Origin of the sequence: Archangium sp. (genome assembly GCF_036277355.1) — a bacterium.
In the GTDB taxonomy this organism is placed as follows: Bacteria; Myxococcota; Myxococcia; order Myxococcales; family Myxococcaceae; genus Archangium.
In genome coordinates, this window is the sequence record NZ_DASUNC010000141.1 from 60,875 (window position 1) to 77,327 (window position 16,453).

Sequence of the window (16,453 nt, forward strand, 5' to 3'; positions counted from 1 at the left end):
TATATGCTCCACCCTCCGTGCCCCGGTGGGCGCGGGGTCATCTCCCGAGGAACGAGAGCGCATGTCCCCTCCAGGAAAGAGCATGGGCCCGGACGAGCCGTTCGCCCCACCGCGGTTGGTCCGTTCATCGGTGCCCTGGAACGACGTGGACCGGGCGGCGCGAGCCGGCATCCGCGAGCTCGAGGCGCGCTTCCCGCACCTGCGCGCGAGCGTGCTGGTGCAGGAGTGTGACGGGCTGACCATCGACAAGGAGGCGGCCGAGGAGCGCATCGTCGCGGGCGCGCCCTTCCCGGCGGAGTTCACGGGCAGCAGCTTCGTGCTCTCGGTGACGAACGGGAGCGCGGTGGTGGAGTGGGCCTCGGACGACCTGGGGCTGCTGGAGCGCGGCTTCGAGGAGCTGCGGCCGGAGCTGGAGTCCCTTCCCGCCACGGGGATGGCATTGGATGGGGAGCCGTGCTCGGCGGACTTCGCGGTGGACGTGCGGGAGCCGCTGCACGAGGTGCCCTTGCAGCGCAAGCTGGAGCGGCTCCGCGCGGACTTCGAGCGGGCCGGGCAGCTGGCGCCCAAGGCCCAGCGCGTGGTGACGGCCTACCGCGAGACGCAGGTGGTGGAGCTCTTCGTCAGCTCCAACCGGCGCATGCGCCAGCAGCTCTCGCGGGTGACGCGCGCCGTCTACATCCTCGTCCCTGGCGTGGGAGGCCGCCTGGTGCAGGCCCGTGCCGGCCGCGACGTGCAGGGCGGCTTCGAGCAGGCCGCCATCCACCCGTACACGTGGCGTCAGCTCGAACAGGCGCTCGACCAGGTGCCGCGCGCCGAGCCGCTCACTCCCGGCGAGTACGACGTCATCGTGGACGGCGAGTGGGCCGGGCTCATCGCCCACGAGGCCTTCGGCCACGGCTCCGAGTCCGACATGCTGGAGAAGAACCGCGCCCGGGCGGTGAACTACCTCGGCAAGACGCTCGGCAGTCCGCTGGTGGAGCTGCGCGACTCCGCGGCCGAGCCGGGACGCTCCGGCAGCTTCTTCTTCGATCACCTGGGCACGCTCGCCACGGCCACGCCGATCATCCAGAAGGGCGTGCTGTCGCGGCCCATCTCCGCCCGGGGCTCGGGGGAGGGGCTGGGCTTCCGTCCGTCCTCGAACGGCCGCCGGCAGTCTCCGCTGCACAAGGCCTACGTCCGCATGACGAACACGGACATCGTCCCCGGCGAGAGCCGCCTGGAGGACATGGTGGCCGCGGTGAAGTACGGCTTCTACCTGCGGATGCCGCTGGGAGGCATGGAGGACCCGAAGGGCTGGGGCATCCAGTGCCAGGGCTCGGTGGCGCTGGAGATCCAGGACGGGCGCTTCACGGGCAAGTGCTTCGGGCCGGTCATCCTCACGGGGTACCTGCCGGAGCTGCTCTCGAGCGTGCGGATGGTGGGGCGCGACTTCGAGTCGGACGGGATGGGGTACTGCGGGAAGGGCTACAAGGAATTCGTGAAGACCACCTGCGGCGGGCCGGCGATGCTGCTGCGCGCCCGGCTGGGCTAGGACGAGAGGAACGTCATGCGAGAGTCGCTGGTGGGCTTCCTCGAGGAAGCGCGGAAGGCGGGGCGCATCTCCCAGTGGCGGGTGAGGGGAGAGCGGCGGCGCCAGTTGGAGCTGTACTACGCGGGCACGCGGCGGGAGGCCCGGCGGACGGTGGCCCGGGAGACGTTCGACGTGGAGGTCCTGAGGGATCAGGACGACGGGACGCGGGGGCACGCCAAGGTGCGGCTGACGCCCGGGAGCTCGCGGTGGCGGGAGCTGCTCGAGGCGCTCGTGGACATGGCGCGCTCGCGCAACCCGGCGTGGTCCTTTCCGGGGCCGTCGGAGCACGCGCCGGACAACCGGCACTGCTTCGATGCACGGCTCGCAGGAGCCACCCACGTGGCGATGGACGAGCTGTCCGGACACTGGCTGGAGGCCTGCCGCTCGCTGGCGGCGCGCTCGCTGGTGCCGGGCCACCTGGAGCTCTTCCTGGGGCACTCCGAGGAGTCCGTGACCACCAGTGCCGGGCTGGACGTGCGGACGGAGTCCACGGACTTCTACCTGGAGGGCTCCGTCACCACCGCGGAGCACGAGCGCTTCTTCCTGCGGCACGGCTGCTTCCTGGAGGACGTGAAGCTGGCGGAGCAGGTGGAGCGGGCGGCGAAGGAACTGCTGGAGCTGCCGGCCGCGGTGCTGGTGCCCCAGGGCCAGTACCGGGTCCTCCTGCACGCGAACGCGGTGGCGCAGCTCTTCCGGGCCGCGACGTTCGATCTGCAGGCGGAGTCGGTGCACCACGGCATCTCCCGGTTGAAGACGGGGGAGCGCTTCGGCCCCGAGGGCGTCACGGTGCGGGCCAACAGCCCCATCCGGGGACTGGGCCGCTCCGCGCTGGACGAGGAAGGCGTGGCGCTGCGCCCCTTCGACGTGGTGCGCGATGGCCGCGTGGTGGCGCTGGCCACGACGACGAAGTACGCGACGCTCACCGGCTTCCCCTGGACGGGCGGCATGCGCTCCCTCCACGTGGAGGGCGGCACGCGCTCGCGCGAGGAGCTGCTCCGGGCGGCGCTGAAGGACGGGCCGGTGCTGGAGGTGCTCGACTTCTCCAACCTGCTGCCGGACAACGAGTCCAAGGACTTCTCCGGCGAGCTGCGGCTCGGCTACCTGCACCGGGGAGGGGAGCGGCTGCTGGTGCGCGGCGGCAGCGTCGGAGGCAACGCGGTCACGGTGCTCGCGGACGCCGAGCTGGCATCGGAGCTGGCCTCGGACTACGGCAACCCGGCCATGAGCGAGCTGCCGTACCACGGCCCGGCCTACGCGCTGCTGCCGGTGATGGCGTGCTCGGGGGCGCAGGGGAGCGGCTCATGAAGCCCGTGGACGCGGTGGGCCTCACGCCCTACGGCTTCGACGAGGCGGTCCAGGCGCTCTGGAATGCCCACGAGGGCGAGGGCGACGTGTTGGGCCGCGTGGCCGCCGAGCACCGGGGCGCCTACTCCGTCTACACGGCCTCGGGCGCGTGGGACGCCGTGCTCACGGGGCGGCTGGTGCATGAGCTCGAGCAGGGGCTCGGCTCCAGGCCGGCGGTGGGGGACTGGGTGGTGCTCACCGGGCGCCCCGAGGAGGGAACGGCCGTCATCCACGGGATGTTGCCCCGGCGCTCGGTGCTGCGGCGCAAGGCCGCGGGCCGGGCCGTGCAGGAGCAGGTGGTCGCCGCCAACATGGACTGGGTCCTGCTGCTCATGGGCTGCGAGCACGACCTGAACCCGCGGCGCCTCGAGCGCTACCTGGTGGCCGCGTGGGACAGCGGCGCCCGGCCCGTGGTGGTCCTGACGAAGGCGGACCTGGCCGAGGACGTGGAGGCCCTGCTCGCGGAGGTGCGGCGGGTCTCCGGAGACGCGCCGGTGCATGCGATCAGCAGCCACACGGGGCAGGGCGTGGAGGAGCTGGAGGCCTACCTGGCCGGCAACCGCACCGTCGCGCTCACGGGCTCGTCGGGCGTGGGCAAGTCCACCCTGGTCAACCGCTGGCTGCCGGAGGATGCGCGCGCCACCCAGGAGCTGCGCGAGGACGGCCGCGGCAAGCACACCACCACGCACCGCGAGCTGGTCGTCCGCCCCACCGGGGGGCTGGTGATCGACACGCCCGGCATGCGCGAGCTGGGGCTGCTGGAGGCGGAGGAGGGACTCTCCCAGACCTTCGCCGACGTCACCGCGCTGATCGCCGCCTGCCGATTCCGGGACTGCGGCCACGAGCGCGAGGCCGGCTGTGCCGTACGCCAGGCGCTGGTGATGGGCGAGCTGGAGCAGGCGCGCTGGAACAGCTACCTGAAGCTGCAACGCGAGCAGGCGCACCTGGAGCGGCAGCGCCAACAGCAGCAGCAGAAGCAGACGCAGCGGCGCGCGCCCAAGCAGGAGAAGCCGGGCCGGCGCAGGCGCTCGTGGGACGAGGGCGAGGACGAGGCGTAGCTCAGCGGCGGACCTTGTGTCCGTCTCCCTCGAGGGCCCGGATGGCGGCCTCCAGCGTCTCCTCCTTCACCAGGAGGTAGTCGGTATCGAAGGTGGACATCGCGAAGACGCTGATGCCCGCCCGGGCCAGCGGCGCCGTGAGCGAGGCCACCACGCCCACCGACGTCAACTCGAAAGGCCCTTCCACCTCCAGGCACCGGAAGCCGGTCTGCACCCTGGCTCCCGCGGGCGCGGCGTGGGAGGGGCACATCACCGACAGCTCCTTGCCCGTGCGCGTGGCCGAGTAGAAACCCGGCCCCTCGGGGGCGGCGGGCCAGGGGGCGTTCCCTTCCATCCGACACAGCGCGTAATCTTCCGGCAGGACTCGAAGGGTCTGCATGCTCGGCATCGGGTCATGCTATCATGTTTTCCCATGATTGGCGGTTATTGACGGGTATGCTGCTTGCTCGTCGCGACCGGTGCGGGAACGGAGAGCGGAGCATGAGCCAGGCAGTGTCGTTGGTATCGCCGATGACCGGGGCGGAAGCCGCGAGCCCGATCGAGCAGGACATCCTCCAGCTCATCGAGCGCTCCTCCAACAAGCGCCAGCTGGAAGCGATCCTCGAGGGCATCCAGAGCGAGGCGCAGCTCGTGCAGTTCCTGCACCGTTTCCTGCTCTTCAACGACGCCCTGGCCGCGCGGGTGCCGCTGCTGGCGGGGCTGATCCACCTGTCGCCGGGCCTGTTCCTGGACCGGAGCGAGCCGGTGGCTTTCTGCGCCATGCGCAACGCGCGCATCGCCGCGTACGTGGCGGAGGCGGCGGCGGACGAGTACCACGTGTCCCCGCGCAACCTCGTGCACCAGCACCTGGCCCAGGAGTTCCTCCGGGGGGTGATGGACTACTTCGGCCTGAAGGCCGCGCACTATGACACCGAGCAGCGTCTCACCCCGCGCGTGTCCGAGCTGCTCACCGAGGCGCGCACGCGCTTCTTCGCCGAGCGGACGCTGGACGACGTGATGGCGGCGCTCGGCTTCCACACCGGGCTGGAGTTCTTCGCGCACGAGGAGTTCAACGTGGTGGACGCGTACCTGCGCACGCGCTACCCGGAGCTGGTGCGGCAGCTGGAGGGCACGAAGAAGGTGGAGGTGAACCGCTACCTGTGGATGTCGCTCCACACCATCGTGGAGCACCGCCACTACGAGGCGGGCATGGTGGCGCTGCGCGAGGCGCTGGCCTTCTACGCCGGCCCGCGCACCGAGAACGAGGCGCGCGAGCTGATCGTCTCCGGCTTCAAGGTCTTCAGCGATCTGCAGCGCCGCTTCTACCAGCACATCCTCGACGCGTAGTGGCATTGCCCGGGGATGCCCCATGAGCAACTCCAGTCCAGGGAGGATGCTCGGGCCACGGCCCTCGAGTTGCCCGCGAGCCCCATGATTGGGTGAACGGGCCCATTTCTCCTCGGGCCCGGCGAAAAAAGCGCGGGCCGGATGGGACGAAAATCAGGAGGGTCCGTCATCGCGGGCAATGGAACGTGGGCCTCTTCCCGGGGCCCCCGATGACGGAGCCCTCCTCCCATGCGAAGTCGAGTCCTTCTTGCCGGCCTCCTGGCCCTGTTCACCGCCGCGTGTGGGGAGACGGAGCTCCCGCCGAGCGACGAGGTGACGCAGCGCATCGATGCCGTCGCCACGGACGTGAAGCACCAACTGGGACGGGCGGCTGGAGGTGTACGTGCGGCGCTCGGACAACGCCATGGCGCATGCCTGGCACACGACGACGGCGGCAACGGCGTGGTCGGCGTGGGGCAACCTGGGCGGAGTGCTCACGGCGGCACCGTCGGCGGGCAGGAATGCCAACAGCCGCATCGAGGTGTTCGTGCGCAATGACAGGCAGGGCGCGCACCACATCTGGCAGCACACCACGACGGGGTGGACGGGCTGGGTGGAGATGGGAGGCACCATCCAGGGAGCGCCCGCGGTGGTGAACAACAACCTCAACAACCTGGAGATCTACGTGGTGGGAGGAGAGGGCTTCTACCGGCAGGTGCAGCTGCAGGTGGATGGCAACTGGACCAACGCCTGGGAGCTGCTCGGCAAGCCGTAGGCCTCTCGTCTCTCAATCATTGTCTTCGCGAGGGTTCCTGTCCCGGTGGGACAGGAGCCCTTTTGTTCGCTGTGCAATACAAATCCATTCCATGCGCGAAGGCGGAATGGATCAGCCGCTCTTGACAGGAATTGAAGACAGGCAGATAACGTTTTGCGTGATTTCGCTTCCTGAGGCGGAATCCGGCTCTTGAAGCCTCTTTTCTATTCCGTGACAAGGAGAAGACCATGAGTGATGGAATTTCGCGTCGTGACCTTGGAAAGCTGGCCGCGGGAGCCGCCGCGGTGGCCGCCACCGGGCTGCCGGGCACCAGCGAGGCGCACGATATCTTTCCGGGCGCGCACGGCCCCGTCCTCACCTACGCCCCCAACCGGGACTATGTCTGGGATTGCTACGCGCAGGGCGGCTACAACCTGATGAAGTATGTCACCGGCTGGGGCATGCCCAACCTGGGCTCCGAGATCGGCTGGTGTGTCTCCTTCCCCCGCGTCGTCATCGTCCGGACGGTGACCGGCGATGGCACCAACTCGTTGGGGACGAACAAGCTCTATCCGGACCCCAACGCGGTCCAGAACGAGATCACCCCCTGGTACAACGCGCGCAACAGCATCTGGATCGAGATCGGCAACGAGCCGAACGGCGCCTGGCTCAACCAGTACGGCCAGAGCGGAAGCACCGACGAGAACCTCATCTGGAACTGGCGCTATTGGCTGGACCAGTGCATCGCGCGCTGCCGCAGCGTGTTCCCGAACGCCAAGCTCATCAGCCCGGGCCTCACGCCCGCCGCCGCCGCGAACCCCGGCCGCTGGATGGCCATCGCCGCGGATGTCATGCGCAAGTGCGACTACATCGGCTGGCACGTCTACGGCTACAACGACTGGTACAACTCGGGTGACCTGCAGCGCATGGTCCCCCTCATGAACCAGTACTTCTCCGGCAAGCAGTGGGTGCTCTCGGAGTTCGGCCTCAACGGCAACCTCGACAAGTACACCAAGGGGCAGCGCAACGCCGGGCTCATCCACAAGTCCCAGAGCAACCCCGTGATCCCCGCCAACAACATCGCCTCGGCCTACTACCACCTGGCCACCAACCTGACGCCGGATCCCTCGTACTGCATCTATCCGGAAGGCGATCGCGGCTACAAGTCCATCACCGGGTGATGATGCCGGCGGTGGGTGTCTGATTCAGACGGCCTCCGGGGCACCAGGTCCTCGGAGGCTGTCCGCTGTGGGGTATCGCCGTGGTGTCTCGCCGTGGTGTCTCGAGGAGTCGTGCGATGGGTCTGAAGATGTCCGAGATTCTGTTGATCCTGGCGGTGCTGATGCTCCTCTTCGGGGCCTCGCGCCTGCCGCGACTGGGCTCCTCGCTGGGCAGCGCCATCCGCAATTTCAAGCGCGGCTTCAGTGGCGAGGCCTCCTCCGAGGAGGAGAAGAAGCTCCAGGAGACCGTAGGCGCCCGTCACGCCAGCCATCGGGGCTGAGGCGCGACAATCCCAGACGATTGCCCTTGGAGCCATCGGATCATGTTCAACATCGGTGCTGGCGAGCTCATCCTCATCGCGGTGGCGGCGCTGCTCGTCCTCGGACCGCAGCGGCTCCCCGAGTTCGCGCGAGTCGTGGGCAAGTACCTGCGGGAGTTCCACCGGCAGGCGGATGAGGTCCGCTCCGTGGTGCAGCGCGAGATGTACACGATGGACCAGGACCTCGACCGCGAGAAGGCGTCCTCGCCGCCGGCGCAGCCCCTGCTGACGCCTCCGGGCAAGGGAGAGGGCCATCTCCTGCACTACAAGGACGTGCCGGTCGAGCCCGTGCCCGTCTCCGGCACCGCCCAGGGCCTCGCCCCTCCGTCCGTGACGGATGTCCTGCCCGGCGTGGAGCCCCTGCCGGGCGCCGTCAGTCCTTCAGGAGCTGCGCCAGGCTGACGTCGAGCTGGCTCTGGACGAGGCGCAGCAGGCTGTTGAGCTCGTCGGGCGTCAGCCCCAGCCGCGTGGTCAGCTCCTCGCGGGTGAGCGCCAGCAGCCGCTCCCGGGCCCGGACGATCCACCGCGCCGCCGTGGAGCGGGACGTCTGGTACACCGCCCCCACCGAGTCCACGGACAGCCCGTGCACGTGGTGCAGCCGCAGCAGGTTGCGATCCTGGCCCTCCAGCCGCTCCAGCGCGGCGCGGAAGGCCACGCGGAAGTCCTCCTGGTGCCGCTGGCGCATGATGGCCAGCTCGGGGTTCACGCTGAGGCTCGCCATGAGCGCCGCCGGTGCCTCCTCCAGTGGCACCTCCCGAGGCGTGGCCCGATGCTGGTCCACGAGGAGCCGCATCGCCACCGCGCGCACCCACTGCATCAGCGGGCCGCGGCCGGAGTAGGTGGCCAGCTTCGGTGGCGCTCCGCCTTCCGGGACGAGCAGCCGCTGGCGCAGCAACTGCCGCAGCTCATCCACCCGGGAGGGCGGCTCGCGTGGCAGCCATGTCCCCACCTGGGACAGCACCCGCGCGTCGAGTGCCTCCAATGCCCGCGTGTCACCTCGCAGGCAGGCGAAGGCGAGGAAGAGATCCGCCGCGCGCAGGCCCGCGAGCACCTCACCGGCCTCGCCCGAGGAGGGCAGGTGCCCCGCCACGTGCTCCAGGAAGCTCCCGGCATCCAGGTCCACCTGCGGCCAGGCACCGCGCGCCTCCCGCACGAGGCCCTCGAGCGCCGCCTCCAGGCCGGGATGTGCCCGCAGCGCCGGGACGAGCGCCGGTGGCGCATGGGCGAGGAAGGACTCGGTCTGCTCGGACGGCATGCGCACCTCCAGCACGACAGCCTACCTTCGGGATACCGCACGGGTGGCCAGCCAGTCGCGGACTTCCCGCGACCAGGCCGCGTGGGTGGACTTGCCCCGCTCATAGGCGGCCTGGGCCTCGCGGGCCAGGGTCATGGCCCGCTCCCGCTCCCCGGGTGAGGACCAGAGGACGCGGGCGAGCGCGAAGCGCACCCGGGCCACGTCGACCGGGGCCAGCTCCAGGCGCGTGGAGAGCGCCACGGCCCGCTCCAGGAGCTCGCGGGCCTCCTGGGGCTGCCCTCCCTCCACCAGCGCCGCGCCGAGCAGGCCGAGCGTCTGCACCACCCGGGGGTGTTCCGCGCCCAGTGCCTTCTCGCGCATCGCCAGTGCCCGCCGCAGGTAGACGAGTGCCTGGCGCACCCGGTGCCGGCGCAGCTCCACGTGTCCCAGGTTGTGCAGCGCGCTGGCCACCTTCGGGTGGTTGGGGCCGAGCGCCGCCTCCCACAGCTCGCGTGCCACCTCGAAGTGGGCGCGCGCCTCGTCCAGGTTGCCCGCGTCGAGCTCCACCGAGCCCAGGTTGTTGCGCGACAGCGCCACGTCCGGGTGCCGGGGGCCGAGCCGTGCCTCCTGGAGGGCGAGCGCCTCGCGGTAGGCCACCCGGGCCTGCTCCAACTGCCCCAGGTCCGCCCGCGCGTTGCCCAGGCTGATCAGCACGGCCGCCGCGCGCAGGTGCTCGCCGTCCGCGCCGCGCAGCATGCTCAGGGCCCGCTCGTAGTGGGGCAGCGCCTCCTCCAGCCGGCCCTGTTTGGCCAGCGCGTCGCCCAGGTTCACCCGCATCATGCTGGTGCTGGGGTGGGCCACTCCGAAGTGCCGCTCGCCCAGGGCCAACGCCTCTTCCTGGCGGGCCACCGCCTCGGCCACCTTCCCCTGCAACCGCAGCGCGGTGGCCACGTTGTTGAGGTGCACCGCGCGCACCGGGTGATCCCGCCCGTACACGGCCTCCACCAGTCCCAGGGCGCGCGAGTAGTGTCCGGCCGCCTCGGCGTAGCGCCCCAGCCCGTTGAGGACCAGGCCCATGCAGGTGAGGGCGTCGGTGAGCGCCACGTCCTGGGGCCCACGCACCCGCTCCAGCAGGGCCAGGGACTGCTCGCAGTCGGTGAGCGCCCGGGCGAACTCGCCCTGCCGGTGGCTCAGGCTGGCGCGGAAGCGGTGCATCTCCGCCGCCACCTCCGGCGCGCCCTCGGGCCCCAGCCGCGCCAGGGCCGCCTCCGCCATGCGCGCGGTGCGCTGGGCCTCCGTCACCAGGCCCAGGCCATGTCCCTCGGTATAGAGGAGGCGGTTCCACGCGTGCGCGGCCGTCTCGTCGTCGTGTCCGGCCTCCGCCACGCGCACGGCCTCCTCCAACACCTCGCGCGCCTTGGCGAAGTGCCCGGCGGTGCCCTGCACCTCGCCCAGCAGGTGCAGCGCGCGCGCCAGCGTGGGCCGGTGCTCCAGTCCGCGCAGCTCCGCCACCACCTCCTCCAGCCGGGGCAGCTCGCGCGCGTAGAAGCCGGCCGCGCACCGCACGCGCAGCCCGTCCAGCTCCTGGCGCAGCGCCACCACCCGGGCCCGGGCCCCTGGCTCCTGCGGCAGCGGATCCACGCGGGCGAGCACGGTCCGGTCCTCGCACGCGGAGAGCGAGGGCAACTGCCGCGCCGCCTCGGGTCCCCGGGAGAGCGCCTCCCGCTCCCCTTCCTGCAGCAGCGCCACAAACATGTGGAGTGCCTGGCGCCGGCCGTCCAGGCACGCGGCGCGCAGATCCATCAGCCGCTCGGACTGGGATCGCCGCACGTGCGTGTCCTCGCAGGACTGCCGCTCCTGGGCCACCAGGGCCTCGGCATACGCGTCCAGGGCGCGCGCGGTGGAGTGGAAGGCCTCGCCGGGGGCCGGCAGTCCGCTCTGGAGGAAGCGCTGCTCCAGCCGGGTGCGGTGCGCCGCGTCCCAGGTGCCCGCCAGCCGGGCCTCGAAGCCGGTGCACACCCGCGCGGCGTGTCCCCGCTCCAGGACGAGACCCGTGGCGATGCTGGCCACCACGCCCGCCGCCAGTGCCGCCGCCGCCCAGCGCCAGCGGTACGCGTGCAGGGCGGAGTCGAGCCGGGTCAGCAGTGCGTCCAGGGACGCATGGCGCGCGGAGGGCTCCTCGGCCAGTCCGCGCAGCACGGCCCGCCGCACGGCTCCGGGGACGCCCAGGCCGCGCGCGGGGGGCCCCGCCTCGGGTCCTGTCCGCGTCCGGGCCGGGCTGGCCGTGGGGGGCCGCTGGCCGAAGAGCGCCTCGTACAGCGCCACGCAGAAGCTGTACTGGTCGCTGCGCGCGTCCGCGCGCTCACCCCGCCATTGCTCCGGGGACATATAGGCGGGCGTGCCCAGCCGGAGACCGACGCTGTCCCCCCGGCGTGACGCCTCCTCCGGGAGGAGGACGTTTTCCGCGGGCGGCCCGGAGGCGGCCTCGGGGGCGGGGCCAGCCCGGGCGAGGCCGAAGTCGGTGACGCGCACCTGCCCGTCATCTCCCAGCAGCACGTTGTCCGGCTTGAAGTCCCGGTGCACCAGCCCCACCGCATGCGCGGCGGCCAGGCCCCGGCCCGCCTGGAGGAAGTGCGTCAGCACCTCGCGCCAGGGCCGGGGGGTCTCCTCCAACCAGCCGCGCAGCGTCCGCCCCCGCACCAGCTCCATGGCGAGGAAGACGGTGTCTCCGTCCGTGCCCACGTCGTACACGGTGACGACATTCGGGTGGGACAGCCGGGCCAGCGCCTGGGCCTCGCGCACCAGCCGCGCCCGTGCCTCCGCGTCCGCCACCGCCCCGGGCTTGAGCAGCTTGAGCGCCACCTGCCGGTCCAGGTCCGGGTCATACGCGGCGAAGACGACGCCCATGCCGCCCTCGCCCACGCGGCGCAGCAGCACGTAGCCTCCCACGCGCTCTCCTGGTTGGAGCGCCACGCCGGGTTCGGCCGGCGCCAGGCGCCCGCTGTCCTTCACCGGCGGGGGCGTGTCCTCCTTCAGCCCCGCCACCACCGCACAGCAGGCCGCGCACCTGTCCAGGTGGGCCTCCAACCGGGCCCTGGCCTCCGCGGACAGGAGCCCCTGTGCGCCCTCCACCAGCTCGTTCTCGTCGGGGCACGCGGACATGGATGACCGGTTATCAGGGAAGAACCGTGAGAAATATTCCACGGAAATTCCGCGAAAAAAAGGGATGGGACGGCCGGGGCCGGGATCTGTCGTGGGGGGGCGGACTTCCACCCCCTCCCTTTTCGAGCAGAGGCCCTCCCTTCATGGACAAGAACTTCAGGAACTGGCGTCACGGATGGGTAACGCTCCTCGCGGTGGTGCGCGCGGAGGGCCTCTCCAATCACAACCAGCCCTACCAGTTCGACGGCATCCCGCTATGACGACGGCCGGCTGGCCATCATCGTCCGCGGCGACAACGGCCTGATGCACATCCGCACGCAGCTGTCGGCGAGCAGCGGCTCCTGGACCGCGTGGACGGTCCTGGGCGACAGCGTGGCCCGTTTCCAGGCGGGGAGGGGGGCGGGGCGCTCGCGGCCCTGGAGGCCAGCTACGTGGTGAACGCTCGGTAGAACAGAGCCGGGACGAGGGCACGAGAGCCCTACGATCCAAGCGTGAGGCGCTCAAGCCGGCGCTGGTCTGGCAGTCCGTCCCCATCCTTCCCGCCGCACCAGGAGAGGCGAGCTACCTGGACGCGTCGTGGTGACGGTATCCGCCACGGCGAGGAATGCCGGGGGACGTACACGCTCCTCCTGTGGGACGCCGAGCGTCAGCGCACCGTCCCCCCCGGGCAGCGTGACGTTCCCGTAAGGGGCCGCAGGACGGTGGGTGCCTGCCGAGCAGGGCAGCAGACACCGTGTCCTTTCGCCCGTCAGCCCCGGTGCCGCTCGGCCACGCGGTAGAGCCAGGTGAGAGAGCAGTCCAGGAGAGACTGCCGCGAGCGCATGTAGTTGCGGGCCCGGACGAAGGGAAACCACACGCGGTTGCCCACGAGGACCTGGGCCTCCTCGAGCCTCTGGCGCGGAATCCACCGGCCGCCCAGGTTGCGCACCAGCACCTCTCCCAGGTACGCCCCAATGGCGGGCACCGCGTGCTCGTCGATGGCTTCCCGGAGGCGGCTCTTGGGGAATTCCTCGCGCCAGAAGTAGAAGTCGGCATCCGTGAGCGACTCGGGCGTGGCCTTGAAGACGGACGGCACCTCCGAGTGCAGCAACGCCACGAGATGCTCGGCCAGGTTGCTGTAATGCTCGAGCGAACGCTGCGGGTTGTCCACATCCGGAGGTAGAGCGGAGCCGGCGGGGCGCCACTCCTCGGGCTCGGGAGGACACCACGCGTTGAGCTCGGCAATCCGCCGCTGGCGCTCGTGACTGGCGGCGCGGTCCACCACACGGGAGAGGAGCGGGACCAGGTCCGGGTGGAAGCGGGGCTCCACGGGGGCGAGCATGGCACTGCGCTCGTGCAAGGTGCGCAACACGGTGTCGAAATCAAGGTCCGGCCGGAGGTGGGCGTGAGCGAGGGCCTGTGCGCGCCGTGCCTCCTTGCTGGCGAAATCCGCCACGGTGGGCCGTGTCACCACAAGGACAGAGCCGTTGGGCAGTTCCTCCACCCGGTGAGCCGGAGTGGACAGCATGCGCTCGCGCCCCACGGCTTCCACCAGCTTGGGGCCAAAGACGTTGAGCCAGCACACCATGTAGATCTTGTCGAACCCATCTCTGAACAGGGTTTCATCATCGCGGCCGAAGTTGGGAGAGCCGGCCAGATTCAGGTCATCAGTGCTGTGGGCCATGGCGTGGGAGACCGGGTAGCTGGAGGCCCAGGTGCGCACCATCTCCACGAACTGGCTGCAGCGCGTCGTCTCCGAGAACAAGGAGACCGGCTTTATCTCGATGAAGACCCTCAGTCTGGGAGGCAGCGGTGGGAACCAGAGCCCGAACGACATGTCCAGCGCGGGCCACTCCGTCCGGTAGAGCCCGATGGATGTGCTGTTCTCGTCCCGCTCCTCTTCCAGCGCCTTCCAGATGGCAGCACGGGCGTATTTGCGCCGCCGCTTGCCTTCAATGACGTCCGGCATCCAACCGTCGGAGTACTTCTCAAGCGCCTGGAAAAAAGGCTCCAACTCGCTCTTCAGCGCCGCTTTCGACTCGAAAGCAGGGTCGAAAATGAGCAGGAGGCTGTCCTCCGGCTTCAGATCATGCACGCTCAGCGCCTTCATTCGACCAACACCTCCACTCCCGGGACCTTGCCCTTGGTTGCCTCCACGGCTCTCTTCAACCTGTTTAGATCGGTGGGCTTGAGCTTGCCGCCCTCGTAGACGAGGCGGACCCGCTGGACAGGCACCTTGCCATCTTCAGGGAAAAGGGACTGGAGGGAGTCCCGGCGGATGTCCAACGTCTCTCCGTACTTCTGCAAAGCTTCCCTCGCGTCCTCAATCATCTGTGTGTTCAGGGCTCTCTCGCTCAGTCCAGACAGGTCACGGCTCTTGAAGCTGAACGCCTCCACACGCCGTGGCCCTCCGCCAATTCCTCCCTCTTCGATGACGAGCACGTCCGCGAAGCGCAGGCCGGTGCCCGGCTTGCGCACGCCCACCTGCGTTTCAAGGCGGGGCCTGTCGAAGTCCCCCAGGAAGAGGCGCTCGGCCCGAGGCTTCAGCGCGTCCTCTTGCAGCAGCTTCACCATGTCGCGCTCGAAGGCCAGCCCCCGGGCAAACCACCCGCGCAGCTTCTCGTAGCCTTCCCATTTCAGCGTGCCCTTGCTGGCCTTGCCCTGCTCCACCTCCCTGAAGCGCTCGTTGTAGTACTCCATGTACTCGCGCCAGCGCGGGTTGCCCCGGGCCTCGGGCGGCGGGGCGTCGAGGGAGGGGCGGTGTTTCTCGAGGATCGCCACGTCCTTGGGCAGGCGCGGGCCCGTGGCCTCGAGCTCCGCCGCGGCGAGCTTCGCTTCCACCACCTCCCGCGTGTGGCCTACGCCCTCATCCACCAGTGAAGCCAGGGTGCCAGGGCGCTCCCTGGCAGCGGCCGTCCTGGGGGAGAGACGCGCGGCTTCGTCCGCCGCGCCAGCGGCTTCCCCGGCGCCCGCCCCGCTCTTCGCGGGCGGGGAGCCCGAGGCCCCAGGCCTGGCCTTGGACATGAGGGGCCGTGCACTGGCCACATTTCCCCGGGCCTCGTACAGCGCCAGCGCGGCGTCCGCTCCGCCCGCGGCCACGAAGCGCCCCGCCTCACGGCTGGCCCGGATGTAGCCCGCCAGGTCGCGCAGGCCCTGGAGGTTCATCACTCCCTGGAGCTGCCGCGCCGTCTCGGTCAGGGCCCGCAGCCGTGCTTGCGCGGCTTCCGCCCCGGTGCGCAGGCGCAAGCGCACGCCCGCGGCGCCTTCCCCCTTGGCGAGGTAGCGCACGCCCTTGTAACCCCCGACGAGGGCCAGCACCAACACAGGTGCCGCCTCACGCGTGCCCTCCTCCATCTCGCCGTTCCAGAGCAACCCCACGCCATGGAGGGAGGTGGCGACAAAGTGGTAGCTGCCCAGCGGCACACCAAAGGTGACGTGGTCGAACGCACTCACCGCCATGTCGTCCGCCGAGGCGTTGAGCACCCACTCCTTCTCGGCCTTCTCGAGGGCCTCCTGGTACTCCGGCGGCAGTTGGCCGCGGATGGGGTGGAATGCGAACTCCTGCCCATCCAGGGCCGCGGGTGAGCTGGAGAGCGTATCCTCGCCAAGCCGGCGGAGACCTCGGGCCATTTGCTCGAGTCTGGAGCCCCGCTCCACACGGGCAGCGGGCTTCAGCCCCCGCTTCTCCAGCGCGGCCTGGAACGCGGGCAGCAGTTTGAGGGCTTCCTCCAGCCGCTTGTCCTGGGCCAGCAGGAAGAGAATCTCCCTGAGGTCATCGTCATAGGCCGAGTCGACGATGAGGACGGAGAGGACCTGGGCGTTACGGCGCCCATAGGCTCCGGCGGCCTTCTCGAGAAGGGAGGTGCGCTTGTCGTTGAGCAGGCGGGCGGCGTCCTCGCGCGGTGGGCCCAGGGTGCCCAGGCGCACGGCACTCCAGTCGTCCAGGGCCTCCAGCAGGCGGGGCATGTCCACGCGCTGCTGCAGGGCGAGGACTTCTCCGGGCGAGGTGCAGGTGAGGAAGGGCGCCAGCAACTCCTCGGGGCTGGAGGAGAAGTCGGGCCAGCCCGGGGGCACGGCCTGCCCTCCGCACGAGGGCGGCTCCTCGGGGACTGGCCCCGTGCTGGCCACCTCGGACGCGGGCGCCTCGCCCGCGCTCGCCAGGGCGGCGTCCGGGCCCAGCCCGCGGGCGCTGCGGCGGCGGTGCAGCCGCTCCTGCCCGCCCGGCTCGGCGGAGAAGGCGTGCTTGTCCGCCTCCGTGGAAGCAACAAGGGGGGAGGCTTCGAGTGAGGGGGCCGTGGCCCCCACCTCCGGCAGCGTGGAGAGGGCGTGGGCGGCCTGCGCAGCGCCGCCGCCCTGTCGCGGCCCGAGCGTGACGCAGCCGGTGGAGAGCAGCACGGCGCCCAGCAGCGCCGCCCATCTGGACGCCCACGCCTCAGCGCGCATGGTCCACTCCCAGGCCCAGCGAGGCGAAGGCACCCGGGCGCGATGCCCCGTCCGCCTCCGGGAA

13 protein-coding genes are annotated in these 16,453 nt (G+C 70.7%); 8 read left to right on the plus strand and 5 right to left on the minus strand.

The window, feature by feature from the left end; genetic code table 11:
- The first annotated feature begins 61 nt into the window (after positions 1-61).
- From VFZ09_RS34335 to rsgA, 3 genes are read left to right on the plus strand one after another with little or no spacing between them, the layout of a single operon-like run.
- A complete protein-coding gene (locus tag VFZ09_RS34335; RefSeq protein ID WP_329731966.1) occupies positions 62-1,531 on the plus strand; it encodes a TldD/PmbA family protein in 1,470 nt (489 codons plus the stop codon).
- A gap of 15 nt (positions 1,532-1,546) precedes the next feature.
- Complete coding sequence (locus tag VFZ09_RS34340; RefSeq protein WP_329731967.1) at positions 1,547-2,875, plus strand: metallopeptidase TldD-related protein; 1,329 nt, start codon at positions 1,547-1,549, stop codon at positions 2,873-2,875.
- On the plus strand, positions 2,872-3,972 hold the full coding sequence (rsgA, locus tag VFZ09_RS34345) for a ribosome small subunit-dependent GTPase A (RefSeq protein ID WP_329731968.1): 1,101 nt from the start codon (positions 2,872-2,874) through the stop codon (positions 3,970-3,972). The genes VFZ09_RS34340 and rsgA overlap by 4 nt, the downstream gene beginning before the upstream one ends.
- A 1-nt stretch (position 3,973) precedes the next feature.
- Here the strand turns inward: rsgA and VFZ09_RS34350 are convergent, their stop codons facing one another.
- On the minus strand, positions 3,974-4,360 hold the full coding sequence (locus VFZ09_RS34350; RefSeq protein WP_329731969.1) for an ACT domain-containing protein: 387 nt from the start codon (positions 4,358-4,360) through the stop codon (positions 3,974-3,976).
- 92 nt (positions 4,361-4,452) lie between these two features.
- Here VFZ09_RS34350 and VFZ09_RS34355 point away from each other — a divergent pair, with 92 nt between their 5' ends.
- The 5 genes from VFZ09_RS34355 (at position 4,453) to VFZ09_RS34375 (ending at position 7,973) form a co-directional block, all read left to right on the plus strand.
- Positions 4,453-5,298, plus strand: a complete 846-nt coding sequence (locus tag VFZ09_RS34355) for a hypothetical protein (protein ID WP_329731970.1) — start codon at positions 4,453-4,455, stop codon at positions 5,296-5,298.
- Positions 5,299-5,680: 382 nt separating this feature from the next.
- A complete protein-coding gene (locus tag VFZ09_RS34360; protein WP_329731971.1) occupies positions 5,681-6,052 on the plus strand; it encodes a hypothetical protein in 372 nt (123 codons plus the stop codon).
- A 227-nt stretch (positions 6,053-6,279) separates the two neighbouring features.
- The gene (locus tag VFZ09_RS34365) at positions 6,280-7,212 is read left to right on the plus strand and encodes a hypothetical protein (RefSeq protein ID WP_329731972.1); all 933 of its coding nucleotides are present in this window, start codon (positions 6,280-6,282) and stop codon (positions 7,210-7,212) included.
- Positions 7,213-7,328: 116 nt separating this feature from the next.
- Positions 7,329-7,532, plus strand: coding sequence for a twin-arginine translocase TatA/TatE family subunit (tatA, locus tag VFZ09_RS34370; RefSeq protein ID WP_329731973.1), 204 nt, complete (start codon positions 7,329-7,331; stop codon positions 7,530-7,532).
- Positions 7,533-7,574: 42 nt separating this feature from the next.
- Positions 7,575-7,973 carry a twin-arginine translocase TatA/TatE family subunit gene (locus VFZ09_RS34375; RefSeq protein ID WP_329731974.1) on the plus strand — a complete coding sequence of 133 codons (399 nt, stop codon included), beginning with the start codon at positions 7,575-7,577 and terminating at the stop codon, positions 7,971-7,973.
- On the opposite strand, the gene VFZ09_RS34380 is transcribed toward VFZ09_RS34375, so the two are convergent.
- From VFZ09_RS34380 to VFZ09_RS34395, 4 genes are all read right to left on the minus strand, one after another.
- Complete coding sequence (locus VFZ09_RS34380; protein WP_329731975.1) at positions 7,945-8,826, minus strand: sigma factor-like helix-turn-helix DNA-binding protein; 882 nt, start codon at positions 8,824-8,826, stop codon at positions 7,945-7,947. The two genes, VFZ09_RS34375 and VFZ09_RS34380, sit on opposite strands and share 29 nt — an antisense overlap.
- 21 nt (positions 8,827-8,847) lie before the next feature.
- Entirely contained in the window at positions 8,848-11,967 is a 3,120-nt protein-coding gene (locus VFZ09_RS34385) for a serine/threonine-protein kinase (RefSeq protein WP_329731976.1), read from the minus strand.
- 748 nt (positions 11,968-12,715) lie between these two features.
- Complete coding sequence (locus tag VFZ09_RS34390; RefSeq protein ID WP_329731977.1) at positions 12,716-14,056, minus strand: hypothetical protein; 1,341 nt, start codon at positions 14,054-14,056, stop codon at positions 12,716-12,718.
- On the minus strand, positions 14,053-16,389 hold the full coding sequence (locus VFZ09_RS34395) for a hypothetical protein (protein ID WP_329731978.1): 2,337 nt from the start codon (positions 16,387-16,389) through the stop codon (positions 14,053-14,055). Before VFZ09_RS34395 ends, VFZ09_RS34390 begins: the two co-directional genes overlap by 4 nt.
- Between the last annotated feature and the right edge of the window lie 64 nt (positions 16,390-16,453).

Excerpts from the sequence above, each read along its gene's own strand:
- VFZ09_RS34390 (WP_329731977.1), bottom strand. The coding sequence starts at position 14,056 with ATGAAGGCGCTGAGCGTGCATGATCTGAAGCCGGAGGACAGCCTCCTG.
- rsgA (WP_329731968.1), top strand. The coding sequence starts at position 2,872 with ATGAAGCCCGTGGACGCGGTGGGCCTCACGCCCTACGGCTTCGACGAG.
- VFZ09_RS34340 (WP_329731967.1), top strand. The coding sequence starts at position 1,547 with ATGCGAGAGTCGCTGGTGGGCTTCCTCGAGGAAGCGCGGAAGGCGGGG.
- VFZ09_RS34375 (WP_329731974.1), top strand. The coding sequence starts at position 7,575 with ATGTTCAACATCGGTGCTGGCGAGCTCATCCTCATCGCGGTGGCGGCG.
- VFZ09_RS34355 (WP_329731970.1), top strand. The coding sequence starts at position 4,453 with ATGAGCCAGGCAGTGTCGTTGGTATCGCCGATGACCGGGGCGGAAGCC.
- VFZ09_RS34395 (WP_329731978.1), bottom strand. The coding sequence starts at position 16,389 with ATGCGCGCTGAGGCGTGGGCGTCCAGATGGGCGGCGCTGCTGGGCGCC.
- VFZ09_RS34385 (WP_329731976.1), bottom strand. The coding sequence starts at position 11,967 with ATGTCCGCGTGCCCCGACGAGAACGAGCTGGTGGAGGGCGCACAGGGG.
- VFZ09_RS34365 (WP_329731972.1), top strand. The coding sequence starts at position 6,280 with ATGAGTGATGGAATTTCGCGTCGTGACCTTGGAAAGCTGGCCGCGGGA.
- VFZ09_RS34350 (WP_329731969.1), bottom strand. The coding sequence starts at position 4,360 with ATGCCGAGCATGCAGACCCTTCGAGTCCTGCCGGAAGATTACGCGCTG.
- tatA (WP_329731973.1), top strand. The coding sequence starts at position 7,329 with ATGGGTCTGAAGATGTCCGAGATTCTGTTGATCCTGGCGGTGCTGATG.
- VFZ09_RS34380 (WP_329731975.1), bottom strand. The coding sequence starts at position 8,826 with ATGCCGTCCGAGCAGACCGAGTCCTTCCTCGCCCATGCGCCACCGGCG.
- VFZ09_RS34335 (WP_329731966.1), top strand. The coding sequence starts at position 62 with ATGTCCCCTCCAGGAAAGAGCATGGGCCCGGACGAGCCGTTCGCCCCA.